This window comes from Actinoplanes sp. NPDC051851 (genome assembly GCF_040681165.1).
Lineage (GTDB): Bacteria > Actinomycetota > Actinomycetes > Mycobacteriales > Micromonosporaceae > Actinoplanes.
Genome location: NZ_JBFAYF010000053.1, coordinates 26,207 through 40,096, shown reverse-complemented (window position 1 = coordinate 40,096; position 13,890 = coordinate 26,207). Strand labels below are relative to the sequence as shown.

The following is a 13,890-nucleotide window of genomic DNA, read 5'->3' as shown; positions in this document are numbered from 1 at the left end:
ATCACAGCACTGTCAGTTGCCGCTGTCAGTTACCGCTGTCAGTTGCCGAAGAAGACCTCGGCCTCTTCGTAACGCTCCAGCGGGACGGTCTTGAGCTCGCCGGTGCCCTCGATCAGCGGGATCCGGACGATGTCGGTGCCGCGCAGCGCCACCATCTTGCCGAAGTCGCCGTCGTTGACGGCGTCGATCGCCTGCAGGCCGAAGCGGGTGGAGAGCACCCGGTCGAACGCGGTCGGCGTGCCACCGCGCTGGATGTGACCGAGGACGACCGTGCGGGCCTCCTTGCCGGTCTTCGCCTCGATCTGCTCGGCGAGCCACTGGCCGATGCCGCCGAGGCGGACGTGGCCGAAGCTGTCCAGCTCCTGGTTGTGCAGGACCATCTGGCCGTCGAGCGGCTGGGCGCCCTCGGCGACGACCACGATCGGCGCGTACTCCACCTGGAAGCGCTTGGTCACGTACGTCGCGACCTGCTCGACGTCGAACTTCCGCTCCGGCAGCAGGATCACGTTCGCGCCACCGGCCAGACCGGCGTGCAGGGCGATCCAGCCGGCGTGCCGGCCCATGACCTCGACGACCAGGGTGCGGTGGTGCGACTCGGCGGTGGTGTGCAGCCGGTCGATGGCCTCCATCGCGATGTTGACCGCGGTGTCGAAGCCGAAGGTGTAGTCGGTGCCGTTCAGGTCGTTGTCGATCGTCTTCGGCACGCCGACCACGTTGACGCCCAGGTCGTGCAGCTTGGTGGCCACGCCCAGGGTGTCCTCCCCGCCGATCGCGACCAGCGCGTCGACGCCCTGCTCGGCCAGGTTGGCCTTGATCCGCTCGACGCCGCCCTCGATCTTGAACGGGTTGGTGCGGGACGAGCCGAGGATGGTGCCGCCGCGCGGCAGGATGCCACGGACCTCCGCGATGCCGAGCGGCTTCGTCAGGCCCTCCAGCGGGCCCTTCCAGCCGTCGCGGAACCCGACGAACTCGTGGCCGTAGGCGGTGACGCCCTTGCGGACGACCGCGCGGATGACCGCGTTGAGACCGGGGCAGTCGCCGCCACCGGTGAGCACGCCGATACGCATGATTCTTCCCCCTGGATCGGGTAGCGAGATGCGGATAGCCCGTTGGACACCCCGGGAAGCGTCCTCGTCGGCAGCGTTGCCGGCCCGGGGCGGGCCGCATCCGAACTCTAGTCTCCGCCCTAGTGGCCGCGGACAGCGGCCCTTCCGCTCACAGCAACGACTCGACGGCGCCCAGGGCTTCGGCCTCCGCCCCCAGGGCGGCCCGGACCACGGTCAGACCGGCGGTCGCGCTGGGTGCGCAGTGCCGCCTGAGCGCCTCCGAGACCCCCTCCATCACGTACGGGCCCGGTTCGGTGAATCGTCCGCCGACCACCACGACGGCGGGGTTCAGCACGTCGCAGAGCACCGCCACCGTTCGCCCGATCAGGCGACCCGCGTCGAGCAGCGCCCGTTGCGCCGGCCGGTGCCCCTCGGCCGCCATGCTCAGCAGGCCCTCCTCGGTGGGCGGGCCGCCCCGGTCCAGCACCGCGCCGAAGTGGGCGGGGAGCAGGAAGGCGGAGAGACACCCGCGGCTGCCGCAGACGCAGAGCGGCCCGATCTCCCGGACGTTGAGGTGGCCGATCTCGCCGGCGTACCCGATCGCCCCGCCGTAGGACCGCCCGCCGGCCACGATCCCGGCGCCGAGATGCGCCTCGGCCTTCAGATACAGCACCTCCCGTACGCCCCGGGCCGCCCCTCGCCGGGCCTCGGCGAGCGCCGACAGCTGGGCGTTGTTGAACGCGGTGACCGGGCAGCCGAGGATCTCGGTCATCTCGGCCGCGGCGGAGAACCCGGAGAACATCGGCAGCACCGAGCGGGTGCCGAAGCGCCCGGTGACCGGGTGGACCGGCGAGGGGACGCTCAGCGCGACCCGGGCGTCCTCCCGGTGGTCGGCGAGGAGCCCGCGGGCGAACTCGGCGGTGGCCCGGATCAGGGCACGGCCGTCGGTGGAGGGCACGAGCGGGTGGAAGGCGTCGCCGAGGCGGTTGCCGGCCCGGTCGGCGAGGATCGCGTGCACGCCGTCCAGCTCGAGCGTCATGCCGAGGATGACCCCGGCCGGCGCCGCCATCCGGAAGTGCGGGGACGGGCGGCCGGGGCGGGTCTCCGGCGGCGGGCAGGGCTCGACGACCCGGTCCCGGGTGAGCCCGGCGAGCAGGTCGGCCACCGCCGCCCGGGGCAGCCGGGTGTGCTTGACGATGTCGGCGCGCGCGGTCGGCCCGTGGCTCCGGAGCAGCTCGGTGATCATGTCCCGGCGGACGTCGCGCTCCTTCTTGCTCAGGCTCTTCTCCGACTTGTCCGCCTTCAGCAGGGCCCGGCTGCCCCGCTCGGCCGGGGTGGTCCGCAGCGCCGCGGTGACCGCGCCCAGCAGCCCGGCCCGCCCGGCCAGGCCGCTGACCAGCACCTCGGTGGAGTCCACCACCTCCGGCTGGGCGTACCGGCGCATCGCCTCCCGGACGCCGCCGAGGATCGCGCCGTCCGCCTCGATCAACGGGCCGTCCAGCACGATCAGCCCGGGGTTCACCGTGTTGGCCAGGTCGCCGAGCACCCGGCCGATCATCCGCCCGGCGTCGGCGAGGACACGCTCGGCCGTGGCGTCCCGGCGGGCCAGGTCGAGCGCACCGGTCACGGTCAGCCTCTCGCCGTACGTCTGCTCCAGCGCCGCGATGATCTGCCGGGGCGCCGCGATCGTCTCCAGGCAGCCCCGGTTGCCGCAGCTGCAGAGCACGCCGGTCTCGTCCACCTGGACGTGCCCGATCTCCCCGGCCACCCCGGTGCTGCCCGCGTGCACGTGGCCGCCGAGCATCAGCCCGCAGCCGATCCCGGTGGAGATCCGCAGGTAACAGACGTCCTGGTGACCGGCGGCCACCCCGAACGCGGCCTCGCCGAGCACGCAGAGGTCGGCGCCGTTGCGTACGGTCACCCGCTGTCCCAGCCGGCTCTGCAGCTCACGGGCCGGCACCCGCCCGGCCCAGCCGGTGAGCACGCTGCTCGGCTGCACGGTCCCCCCGCTGATCGGGGCGGAGAGGCCGAGCACCACCGACCAGATCCGCTCCTCGCCGGTGGCCTCCGCGACCAGGGCGGTGAGGACGTCCAGCCCGGCGTCGGCGTCGGCCGGGTCGGCGGGCACGTGCCGCTCGAACCGGATCGCGCCGGCCAGATCGGCGACGGCCACCCGGACACCGTCCCCGCCGATCAGCGCGCCGACCACGACACCCGCCGCGGGCCCCAGGGTGACCAGCCGCGCCGGCCGGCCCGCGCGGGTGCCGTCGGCGACCGCCTCCCCCTCGGCGAGCAGCCCGGCGGCGAGGAGCTCGTCGACCAGACCGGTCACCGTCATCCGGGCCATCCCGGTCCGCCGGCCCAGGTCGGCGCGGCTGATCCGGCCCGCCTCGCGGACCGCCGCGAAGATCAGGTCGCGGCGGACCAGGTGAACGCGCCGGCCTGCCATGCGTCCAGCGTACGCACGGTTTTGCCGAAGTTAGCCATAATCCGGCCACGCTCGTGACCGCGGCCACGGCACAGAAACCCTAAACCGGGCGTTCCGAATGCCGAGAAAGCGGAGACACAGGCGAATCACGGCTAGATGAGGGCCTTGCAGCCCCTGGTTTGGCGCTAATGCAGTCGATACCTTTCGAAACGAGGGGTTAACAAACCGGAAGCCGGCCCGGTGAGACGCCTCGCCCCCACCGTTCCCGCGGACCCTAAGAGGTGTGCGATGACCACAGTCGAATCCCGTCCGACGTTCACGCCGGCGAACAACAGCAGCACCCCCGCGGTGCCCAACGCGCCGACCAAGCTGATCGTCGCCATGGCACTCGCGATGCTCGGCGCGTATCTCGCGATCCTGACGCCGGTCATCGTCTCCATGTCCATCCGGGTCGCGGACATCGCCCCGGACAACAAGTCGGCGGCGCTCGGCACCGTCCTCTCGGTCGGCGCGGTCCTGGCCCTGATCGGCAACCCGTTCTTCGGAGCGATGTCCGACCGGACCACCTCCCGGCTCGGCCGCCGCCGCCCGTGGCTGCTCGGCGGCATCGTGCTCGGCAGCATCGGCCTGCTGATCGTCTCGATCGGCACCAACATCCCGACGCTGACCGCCGGCTGGGCGCTCGCACAGCTGGGCATCAACGCCACGCTCTCCACGCTGACCGCGCTGCTGCCCGACCAGATCCCGCCGCAGCAGCGGGGCCGGGTCAGCGGCATCCTCGGCCTGATGACCTCGGTCGCCATCCTGGTCGGCTCGGCCCTGGCCGCCGCGCTCTCCGGCAACGCGGTCCTGATGTTCATGGTCCCGGCCCTGATCGGCATCGCCACGATCGTCCTGCTCGTGATGATCCTCAAGGACCGCCCGGCGGAGAAGGGCTCCTTCCCCCGGTACGGGTTCAAGGAGTTCCTGAGCACCTTCTACATCAACCCGCGCAGGTACCCGGACTTCGCCTGGAACATCCTGAGCCGCTTCCTGATCTGGATGGGCCTGGCCGCGGTCACCACGTACGAGAGCTACCTGCTGATCGACCGGTTCGGCTACACCACCGACAACGTCGCGACCGGTGTCCTGGTGGCCACCGTGATCACCACGGTCGGCCTGGTCGCCGGCTCCACCTTCGGCGGGATGCTCTCCGACAAGACCGGGCAGCGCAAGCCGTTCGTGCTCGGCGCCGGCATGGTCATCGCCGTCGCACTGGTGATCATCGCCTTCGCGAACAGCTTCGCGGTCTTCCTGATCGCCGCCGCGGTCTTCGGCGTCGGCGAGGGCGTCTACCTCGCGGTCGACCTGGCGCTCGCCACCGACGTGCTGCCGAACCCGGACGACGCCGCCAAGGACATGGGCGTGCTGAACATCGCGAACGCCCTGCCGCAGTCGCTGGTCCCGATCCTGGCCGCCCCGATCCTGGCGATCGGCAGCAGCGACAGCTCGAACTACAGCCTGCTGTTCCTGCTCGGCGCGGTGGTCGCCATCGTCGGCTCGGTCCTGGTCCGCATGATCCGCGGCGCTCGCTGAGAAGATCCCCTGGTGGGCCGGTTCGCCGGCCCACCCTTTCTCCTTTAGGACTCGGTTATGAACCCGTATCAGAACCCTGAGCTCCCCCTCGAGGAGCGGGTGAGCGACCTGCTCGGCCGGATGACCCTGGCCGAGAAGGCCGGTCTGATGTTCCACACGATGGCCGGCGTCAGCCCCGACGGCACCCTCCCGCCCGGCGACGCGATGATCCCGTCGACCGCCTCGCTGATCACCGACAAGCTGATCAACCACGTCAACATCCTGACCTTCGGCCCGGTCACGCCCCGCAAGATCGCCGAGTGGCACAACCGGGTCCAGGAGATCGCCGCGGGCACCCGGCTCGGCATCCCGGTCACCGTCTCGACCGATCCCCGGCACGGCGTGATCGACAATCCGGCCGCCTCGGCCGCGGCGGGTGGCTTCTCGGCCTGGCCGGAACCGATCGGTCTGGGCGCCACCAAGGACCCCTCTCTGGTACGGGCATTCGCGGACATCGCCCGTCAGGAGTACCTGGCGGCGGGGATCCGGGTCGCGCTGCACCCGATGGCGGACCTCGCGACCGAGCCGCGGTGGGCGCGGACCAGCGGCACCCTCGGCTCGGACGCCGACATGGTGTCGTCGCTGCTGGTCGCGTACATCCAGGGCCTGCAGGGCACCGAGCTCGGCCCGGACAGCGTCGCCGCGATGGTGAAGCACTTCCCCGGCGCCGGCCCGCAGATGAACGGCGAGGACGCGCACTTCGCGTACGGCCGGGAGCAGGTCTACCCCGGCGGCATGTGGGACTACCACCTCAAGCCGTTCGAGGCCGCGTTCCGGGCGGGCGCCGCGCAGGTGATGCCGTACTACGGGATGCCGGTCGACACCGAGCACGAGGCGGTCGGCTTCGGCTTCAACCGGGGCGTGATCGAGGGCCTGCTCCGGCAGCGGTACGGCTTCGACGGCGTGGTCTGCACCGACTGGGGCCTGGTCACCGACGCGGAGATCATGGGCTCCCCGATGCCGGCCCGCGCGTGGGGCGTCGAGCACCTCGACCTGCTCTCCCGCGCCGAGAAGATCCTGCACGCCGGCGCCGACCAGCTCGGCGGCGAGCACTGCCCGGAACTGATCATCCAGCTGGTCGAGTCGGGCCGGATCACCGAGGAGCGGATCGACGTCTCCATCCGGCGCATCCTGCGCGACAAGTTCCGCCTGGGCCTCTTCGACGAGCGCCGCTTCGTCGACCCCGACGCGACCGAGGAGATCGCCGGCAAGCCGGCCTTCCGCGCCGCCGGCCTGGACGGCCAGCACCGCTCGATCGTCCTCCTGACCAACGGCGCCCCTTCCGCCTCCGCCGCTTCCACCGCCTCCGCCGCGCCCACCGGCTCCTCTGCCGCGCCCGCCTCCGCCGAGGCGCCCGCGGGCCCGGATTCCGGGACGTCCACGGCCGGGGCTCCGGTGCTGCCGCTCACCGAGGGGATCACGGTCTACCTGGACGGGGTCGACCCGGTGGTGGCCGCCGGCTACGCCAAGGTCACCGACGACCCCGCCCTCGCCGACGTGGCGATCGTCCGGCGGGCCGCGCCCTACGACGCCCGCGGCGGCGGCTTCGAGGCGTTCTTCCACGCCGGGCGGCTCGACTTCACCGACGAGGAGCTGGCCCCGGTACTCACCCTGACCGGCACGCTCCCCACGGTCGTCGACGTCTGGCTGGACCGCCCGGCCGTCCTGACCCCGCTGGCCGCTCAGGCCGCCGCCCTCGTCGGCACGTTCGGCGTCAGCGACGAGGCCCTGCTCGACGTGCTCTTCGGCCGCTCCCCCGCCACCGGCACGCTCCCCTTCGAGCTGCCGTCCTCGATGGCCGCCGTGGAGGCCTCCCGCGAGGACGTCCCCAACGACACGTTGGACCCCCTCTTCCCGTACGGCCACGGCCTCACCCTCTAGCCCTCCCACACCGAAACGCCCGGCCGCTCCCCCGCGTGCCGGGCGTTTCCCTTTCCCTGCCGCCTTTTCCCCAGCCGCCCTCTCCCCGGCAGCCCTTTCACACCGCCCCAGACACCCCTGACCACCAGCCAGGGGTTCGTTCGTGGACCGGCCGGGCGGCACCCCGCAGGCGGTGAGCCGGCGGACCAGGGCGCCTCAGCCGGTCGGCTGGCGATCCGGGGTGTCTCGGGCCGGTCGGCTGGCGATCCGGGGTGCCTCGGGGCGGTGGGCTGGCGATCCGGGGTGTCTCGGGCCGGTCGGCTGGCGATCCGGGGTGCCTCGGGGCGGTGGGCTGGCGATCCGGGGTGTCTCGGGGCGGTGGGCTGGTGGTCCGGGGTGCCTCGGGCCCTCCGAGAGACCCGTGGACGCCAGCCGCGCCGGGAAAGCTGGCGTTCAGAGGTCACTCAAGCCCGCCGAGACACCCCTCACCACCAGCCGCGAAGATCATCCCTGCGGTTGATCATGAAAAGTCGATCAAGCCTGGCCAGACAGGGTGGCGGGGTGGGCGGAAAGGGGAGAGCCCGGCCGCTGTGGGCGGCCGGGCTCTCCGAGGAGCGGAAGGTCAGTGGGGTGCAGGGTTCAATCGGGGCATAGGGGTCAGTGGGCCATGGCGGGAGGGGCGTCGGGGTCGACGTCCAGGGGGCCGGTGCGGAAGAGGACGGCGGCGACGACGGCGGCGAGCAGGAAGAAGCCGGCGGACCACCAGAAGACCGTGTGGTAGCCGCTGATCAGGGCCTCGGGCTGGGAGGCTGCGGTCTTGCCGGACATGTAGTCGGTGATCGCGGTGGCGTAGAAGGAGCTCAGCAGCGCGGTGCCGATGGAGCCGCCGATCTGCTGGACCGTGTTGATCATCGCGGAGGCGACACCCGCGTCGCGGTGCTCGACGCCGGAGGTGGCGGCGTTCTGTGTGGGTGCGAAGACCAGGCCCAGGCCGAGACCGATGATGATCAGGCCGGGGAGCACGCCGCCGGCGTACGTGGAGTCGAGGTCCAAGCGGGTCAGGAAGAGCATGCCGGCGGCCGCGACGAGGGCGCCGACCGGGACCAGCGGGCGCGGGCCGACCTTCGGGGCCAGGAACGAGCCGGCCGTGGTGGCGGTCAGCATGACCGAGCCCAGCATCGGCAGGAAGGCGAGGCCGGTCTGGATCGGGGTGAAGCCGAGGACGCCGGTCAGGTAGTACGTCAGGAACAGGAAGATGCCGAACATGCCGGCGCCGGCGATCGCGATCGAGGCGTACGAGCCGCCGCGGTTACGGTCCAGCACGACGCGGAGCGGGAGCAGCGGGTGCTCGACCCGGCGCTCGATGCCGATGAAGACCGCGAGGATGGCCAGGCCCGCGATGATCGGGCCGAGGGTCCACGCGTCGGTCCAGCCGTCGGTCTCGGCGTTGCCCAGGCCGTAGACGAGAGCGACCAGACCCGCGACCGCGGTGACCGTACCCGGAATGTCGATCTTGCCGTGGGCGGCGACCGGCTCGTCCTTGAGGCGCAGGGTGGCGCCGACGACGGCGAGCGCGGCGATCACCAGGTTGACGAGCAGGCACCAGCGCCAGGACGCGTACTCGGTGAGCACGCCGCCGAGCAGCAGGCCGACGCCGCCGCCGGCACCGGAGATGGCGCCGTAGACGCCGAACGCCTTGCCCCGCTCGGCGGGGTCGGTGAAGGTCGTGGAGAGCAGCGACAGGGCGGCCGGGGCGAGGGCCGCGCCGAAGGCGCCCTGCAGGGCCCGGGCGATGATCAGCATCTCCAGGCCGTTGGCCGCGCCGCCGAGGGCGGAGGCCAGTGCGAAGCCGACCAGGCCGATGAGGAACATCCGCTTGCGGCCGAAGAAGTCGGAGAGCCGTCCGCCGAGCAGCAGCAGGCTGCCGAAGGCGAGCGCGTACCCGGTCACCACCCACTGGCGGTCGGCGTCGGAGAAGCCGAGGTCCGCCTGGGCGGTGGGCAGTGCGATGTTCACGATGGTGGCGTCCAGCACCACCATCAGCTGGGCGAGGGCGAGCACCACCAGCGCCCACCAGCGTCCGGAGTCTCCGGGTGCGGCGACGCCCTCACGTCCGGCTTCGCGGCGTCGATCAGTAACGGTGCTCATCATGGCCTTTCGGGAAGTTGAGGAACGTCCTCCACATCGGCAGGCTAGCAGGGCAAGTTGAGGAACTACCTCCAGTTAGATGTACGCTTCCCCACATGACCGAGACCGTCCGGCCCCTGCGGCGCGACGCGCAGCGCAACCGGGAACGCATCATCGAGGCCGCCCGCGAGGTCTTCGCCGCCCGCGGTTTCGCCGCCACGCTCGACGACGTGGCCCATCACGCCGCGGTCGGCGTGGGCACGGTCTACCGCCGGTTCCCGACCAAGGAGGCGCTGATCGAGGCGGTCTTCGCGGACCGGCTGGAGGATCTCGTCTCGCTCGCCGAGGACGCGCTGGCGCTCCCGTCCGCCTGGGACGGGCTGACCATGCTGCTGCGCCGGACCGCCCGGATGCACTGCGGCGACCGGGGGCTACGGGACGCGGCACTCTGCATCGGCATCGACAAGCACCACTTCGCACGCGTCGGCGAGCACATGGTGCCGCTGATCGGCGAGCTGATCGACCGGGCGCACGCGGAGGGGACGCTCCGGCCGGACGTCGGGCTGCAGGACTTCCCGATCATCATGGCGATGATCACGGATCTGGCCCGGCACGCGGGCGACACCCGGCCGGCGATCCACGAGCGCTATCTAGAGTTGATCATCGACGGACTGAAGGCCCAGCCGGGCAACGGCGACCTCGGGCCGGCGGTCACCCAGGCCGACCTCGAGGCGATCGTCGAGGACTGCGTGCCCCCGATCGAGGCACGCCGTCCGGGGGCTAACCGGCCGAGCTGAGCACGTTCCAGCGGGCCAGGTTGTGACGGGCGTCGACCAGCGCGTCGTGCCGCCCGGACATCTCCGGCAGCGTGGGGCGGCCCTGGTCGTCCCAGCGCTGGCGCAGGTCCTTGGTGAACCGGGGGATCTCCCGGGGCAGCGCCGGCATGGCACCCCAGAGTTGGGCGAGCGCGACGTGGTCGTACGCCGCGTACCAGGCCCAGAGCTCCATCTGCTCGTTACGGCCGCGGATCGGCTCGATCAGGAACTCGTAGAGGTCCTCGCGGATCCGCTCCCGGCTGCGCCACGACCGGTCGGACGGCGAGGGCAGCTTGTCGAGCACGTTGCGGCGCACCCAGGGCACGGCGCGGCTGTCGTCGAACTCCGTGCTGACCGCGTAGAACTCGCGGCCGAACTCGTCGACGACACCGATCGAGACCAGGTCGACGATCCGCCCGTCCTCGATGAATTCACAGTCGTAAAAGTAGCGATACACCATCGTCGTTAATCTTCTCGCATCGTCACCCGGGCATGGACTCCAGGGCCTCCCTCGCACGGCCCAGGCCCGCCGCGCAGGCCCAGCGGGCGGCCCGCTCCGCCCAGACCGCCCAGCGCAGGCGCAACAGGACGGGCAGCGCGGCGTCCAGCTCGTCCGCGGTCACCGGGCCGGCCGAGCGGTAGCCGTCCAGCAGCTCGGCCGCGCGCTCCGGGCCACCCGCGTACGCCACCGCGGCGGCCACGTCGTAGACGAGCGGGCCGGTGCCGCCGGAGCCGCAGTACAGCAGCCCGGACCGGCCGGTGGACACGTCGAGGACGAACACCTGGGGTGCCGGGTCGCCGTGCAGGAACCCGTACGTCAACTGATCGGTGACGGTGAGGCGGGTCGCGGCGGTGACCGCGGCCGAGACGGCCTCGCGCAGCCAGGGCTCGGCGTCCAGATGCGGGGCGTCGAGGTCGAGCAGCTGCCACGGCCGCAGGCCGGGGTGTCGGAAACCGGCCAGAGCGCGGTGTACGGCCCCGAGACGCTCGCCCCACCACTGCTGGTCCACCGGATCCTCCCCGTCCAGATGGCGGCCCGGTACGCGGCGCAGCACGGCGAGCACCCCCGGCCCGGACACGGCGGTGAGCGCGCCGCCGAGCGTGCGGATCGGCTCCCCGGCCGCGATCCGCACCCCGCGCAGGTGGTCGGCGGCGACCAGGCCGGCCTCGGCGTGCTGCCGGGCGGCGGTCTCCACCAGACGGGCGACGTAGCGCTCCGCCCCACAGGTGATCTCCCAGCCACGGGACATCAGCGACATCGGCAGCTCGGTGATCTCCGAGGGCGCAAGGTGCCACTGATCGCGGAGGGTCGCTCGCAGAAGGTCGTCATCCGGCACGGCGGGATTATCACGGCACAGACGGCAAAAGCGACGGACAGCAAGGGCGACAATCACCGAAGGCGATGGGGTGTTTACAGAAAGCGACCGAGACGACATGATCGTACGAAGCGAGCTTCGATGTCTGTTGTAAAAATGGCGTTCGAGGCACGCTCCGTGCTATTAGTGATCGTTCGCGTCGTGGGGCCGGCGCCGGCCGGGTCGACGCGGTCCCCAATCGGGGGAGGGATTGCGCCGTGGACCATCGTTTGCCGGATTCCGGCGACGCGCTCACCGGTGTGGACATGTTCGCCGGGCTGGAACCGGACGTGCGGCACCGGGTCATCGCCACGGCCGTTCCGCGTCACTATCGCAAGGGCCAGATCCTCTTCGTGGAACACGACCCGGGGGACTCGCTGATCATCATGAAGCGGGGTGCCGTCGCGGTCTTCCGCACCGCTCCAACGGGTGAGCGCGCGGTACTCACCGTCGTCCGACCACCCGACGTCCTCGGCGAGGTGTCCCTGCTGGACGCCTCGACCCGCAGCGCCTCCGCGGAGGCCATCGAGGACTCCCAGGCCCTGTCGCTCTCCCGGGCGGCCTTCATGGACCTGGTGCACTCCAACCCGCGCATCCTGGACGCGGTGATGCGCTCGGTGGGCGGGCTGATCCGCCGCCTCACCGAGCAGAACGCCGACCACGTCTTCCTCGACCTGCCCGGGCGGGTCGCCAAGACGCTGGTCCGGCTCTCCGGGGAGAGCCAGGCGCCGATGATCACCATCGAGCTCAACCAGAGCCAGCTCGCCGAGATGGCGGGCGGCTCCCGGCAGAGCGTCAACCAGGCGATCGGCTCGTTCGCCAGCCGCGGATGGCTGCGCACCGAGGGCCGGCGCATCGTGGTGACCGACGTACAGGCCCTGCGCCGGCGCGCCGGCATGAACACCTAGTGGGCGACCTCGGCCGGGGTCTTCCCGGCCGGGGCCTCCTTCAGGGTCGAGGCGTAGACGTCGACGTACTCCCGGCCGGAGAGCGCCATCAGCTCGAACATGATCTCGTCGGTGATGGCCCGTTCGACGAACCGGTCGCCGCGGTTCGCCGCGTACCGGGAGAAGTCGAGCGGCTCGCCGATCCGGATCCGGACCCGCTTGATCGACGGGATCAGCGTGCCGGTCGGCTGGATCTCGTCGGTGTTGAGCAGCGCGACCGGGACGACCGGGGCGCCGCTCTCCAGCGCCAGCCGGGCCACGCCGGTCTTGCCGCGGTACAACCGCCCGTCCGGTGAGCGGGTGCCCTCCGGGTAGATGCCCGCGATGTTGCCCTCCCGGAGCACCCGCAGCAGCGTGTTCAGGGCCGCCTGGGCGGCCTCCCCGCCCGAACGGTCCACCGGGATCGTCCCCGCGCCGGTGAAGAACATCCGGGAGAACCACCCCTTGATCCCTTTGCCGGTGAAGTATTCAGCCTTGGCGACAAAGGTCACTTTCCGCTTCATGATCAGCGGTGTGAAGATCGAGTCGGAGAACGAGAGGTGGTTGCAGGCGAGGATCACGGGTCCCGTGCGGGGCACGTTGCGCAGGCCTTCCACCTTGGGGCGGAAGAACACCCGCAACAGCGGCCCGAGGACCACCAACTTGAGCAGCCAGTAGAACACTGACGTCCTTTCAGCTGATGCCGCCGGCGTCGGCGGGGCGACCAGAAGCGTACGAGCGGGGGCGGCACGCCACAACGCACTCCCGCAACAGGCGCCTGCCGTGTCACCATTCAAGGCACGGTCGGCTTGGGGGGTGTACATCGGTGACTGCGGGCGGCGCCCGTCGCGGGCGGCGGGACAACGGCTTGGACGCGGCCGACTACGCGGTCGCGGGTGATGTGGACCCACGCGTCGGTGAGCACCTGCTCGACGTGCTGGCGGCGGAGAGCATCGCGGCCTACCTGCAACCCACCGCGGACCTCAACCCCGTGCTGCGGGCCACCACGCTGCCGGCGAGGCCGATCGATCGGCTCTACGTGGACCGTACGCGGCTGGAGAGCGCACGGGAGCTCCTGCAGAAGGTGACCGGCGGTCTGCCCCCGACCCCACCCGCGGAGAAGGCCGAGAAGGCGCCGAGGCCGCAGGCCGAGGTCGACGCGGAGTGGGACAAGATCATCGCGGCGTTCCACACCGCCGTCGAGCCGGAGACGGCACCCTGGCCCGAGGCCGAGGCGCTGAACGAGCGGGACGACAAGCGCGCCGACGGCCGCCCGACCGGCGAGGACGGCCAGCCGCTGAACCGGCGGCGCACCGACCCGAAGCCACCGCCGGCGCCCGAGCCCTCGATCCTGTACGGGCTGGACACCTTCGGTTCCGGCCTGCACGACGACCCGGACGACGATGACGACGAGGCCGACGAGCGGTACGTCCCGCCGCCGCCCCCGCCGATGCCGCACATCTCGAAGTACGCGATCGCCGCCGCACTCGGAGTGATCGTCGGTTTCGTGCTCTTCCTCTTCCCTCAGCTGATCCCGATCGGCGACGACTACGTGATGGCGTTCGGGTTCGCCGCGATCGTCGGCGGCGCGGTCACCCTGGTCTGGCGGCTGCGCTCCGGCGATGACGACGACGAGTTCGACGACGGGGCCGTGGTGTAGGACTGCCCTTTCTGAAATTCCGGCATCGACCAATGTCGGTGATCTGTCGATAACCTACG

11 protein-coding genes are annotated in these 13,890 nt (G+C 71.5%); 5 read left to right on the top strand and 6 right to left on the bottom strand.

The features are described from left to right. Positions 1-38: 38 nt before the first annotated feature. Together AB0M08_RS36280 and AB0M08_RS36275 are read right to left on the bottom strand one after the other, a co-directional pair. On the bottom strand, positions 39-1,067 hold the full coding sequence (locus tag AB0M08_RS36280) for a 6-phosphofructokinase (protein ID WP_364503670.1): 1,029 nt from the start codon (positions 1,065-1,067) through the stop codon (positions 39-41). 148 nt (positions 1,068-1,215) lie between these two features. Then, positions 1,216-3,495, bottom strand: a complete 2,280-nt coding sequence (locus AB0M08_RS36275; protein WP_364503667.1) for an ROK family transcriptional regulator — start codon at positions 3,493-3,495, stop codon at positions 1,216-1,218. Positions 3,496-3,762: 267 nt separating this feature from the next. Here AB0M08_RS36275 and AB0M08_RS36270 point away from each other — a divergent pair, with 267 nt between their 5' ends. Continuing rightward, positions 3,763-5,049, top strand: a complete 1,287-nt coding sequence (locus tag AB0M08_RS36270; RefSeq protein WP_364503664.1) for an MFS transporter — start codon at positions 3,763-3,765, stop codon at positions 5,047-5,049. A 57-nt stretch (positions 5,050-5,106) separates the two neighbouring features. Next, on the top strand, positions 5,107-6,969 hold the full coding sequence (locus AB0M08_RS36265; protein WP_364503661.1) for a glycoside hydrolase family 3 N-terminal domain-containing protein: 1,863 nt from the start codon (positions 5,107-5,109) through the stop codon (positions 6,967-6,969). Positions 6,970-7,605: 636 nt separating this feature from the next. Here the strand turns inward: AB0M08_RS36265 and AB0M08_RS36260 are convergent. Then, positions 7,606-9,099, bottom strand: a complete 1,494-nt coding sequence (locus tag AB0M08_RS36260) for a DHA2 family efflux MFS transporter permease subunit (RefSeq protein ID WP_364503658.1) — start codon at positions 9,097-9,099, stop codon at positions 7,606-7,608. A gap of 92 nt (positions 9,100-9,191) precedes the next feature. Between AB0M08_RS36260 and AB0M08_RS36255 the strand changes: the two genes are divergently transcribed. After that, positions 9,192-9,872, top strand: coding sequence for a helix-turn-helix domain-containing protein (locus AB0M08_RS36255; RefSeq protein ID WP_364503655.1), 681 nt, complete (start codon positions 9,192-9,194; stop codon positions 9,870-9,872). On the opposite strand, the gene AB0M08_RS36250 is transcribed toward AB0M08_RS36255, so the two are convergent. Continuing rightward, positions 9,856-10,350: a polyadenylate-specific 3'-exoribonuclease AS gene (locus AB0M08_RS36250; protein WP_364503652.1), complete on the bottom strand. Its 495-nt coding sequence runs from the start codon at positions 10,348-10,350 to the stop codon at positions 9,856-9,858. The two genes, AB0M08_RS36255 and AB0M08_RS36250, sit on opposite strands and share 17 nt — an antisense overlap. Positions 10,351-10,372: 22 nt before the next feature. Then, positions 10,373-11,227 (bottom strand): phosphotransferase, encoded by an 855-nt coding sequence (locus AB0M08_RS36245; protein ID WP_364503649.1) that lies wholly within the window; start codon positions 11,225-11,227, stop codon positions 10,373-10,375. A gap of 236 nt (positions 11,228-11,463) precedes the next feature. On the opposite strand from AB0M08_RS36245, the gene AB0M08_RS36240 reads away from it, so the two are divergent. Beyond that, positions 11,464-12,153 (top strand): Crp/Fnr family transcriptional regulator, encoded by a 690-nt coding sequence (locus tag AB0M08_RS36240; RefSeq protein ID WP_364503646.1) that lies wholly within the window; start codon positions 11,464-11,466, stop codon positions 12,151-12,153. Here AB0M08_RS36240 and AB0M08_RS36235 read toward each other — a convergent pair. After that, positions 12,150-12,854 (bottom strand): lysophospholipid acyltransferase family protein, encoded by a 705-nt coding sequence (locus tag AB0M08_RS36235; RefSeq protein ID WP_364503643.1) that lies wholly within the window; start codon positions 12,852-12,854, stop codon positions 12,150-12,152. The two genes, AB0M08_RS36240 and AB0M08_RS36235, sit on opposite strands and share 4 nt — an antisense overlap. Before the next feature lie 143 nt (positions 12,855-12,997). On the opposite strand from AB0M08_RS36235, the gene AB0M08_RS36230 reads away from it, so the two are divergent. After that, positions 12,998-13,831: a DUF308 domain-containing protein gene (locus AB0M08_RS36230; protein ID WP_364503640.1), complete on the top strand. Its 834-nt coding sequence runs from the start codon at positions 12,998-13,000 to the stop codon at positions 13,829-13,831. The last annotated feature ends 59 nt before the right edge of the window (positions 13,832-13,890 follow it).

Bases quoted from the DNA above. Each gene is read 5' to 3' on its own strand.
- AB0M08_RS36280 (WP_364503670.1), bottom strand. From the start codon at position 1,067: ATGCGTATCGGCGTGCTCACCGGTGGCGGCGACTGCCCCGGTCTCAAC.
- AB0M08_RS36275 (WP_364503667.1), bottom strand. From the start codon at position 3,495: ATGGCAGGCCGGCGCGTTCACCTGGTCCGCCGCGACCTGATCTTCGCG.
- AB0M08_RS36270 (WP_364503664.1), top strand. From the start codon at position 3,763: ATGACCACAGTCGAATCCCGTCCGACGTTCACGCCGGCGAACAACAGC.
- AB0M08_RS36265 (WP_364503661.1), top strand. From the start codon at position 5,107: ATGAACCCGTATCAGAACCCTGAGCTCCCCCTCGAGGAGCGGGTGAGC.
- AB0M08_RS36260 (WP_364503658.1), bottom strand. From the start codon at position 9,099: ATGATGAGCACCGTTACTGATCGACGCCGCGAAGCCGGACGTGAGGGC.
- AB0M08_RS36255 (WP_364503655.1), top strand. From the start codon at position 9,192: ATGACCGAGACCGTCCGGCCCCTGCGGCGCGACGCGCAGCGCAACCGG.
- AB0M08_RS36250 (WP_364503652.1), bottom strand. From the start codon at position 10,350: ATGGTGTATCGCTACTTTTACGACTGTGAATTCATCGAGGACGGGCGG.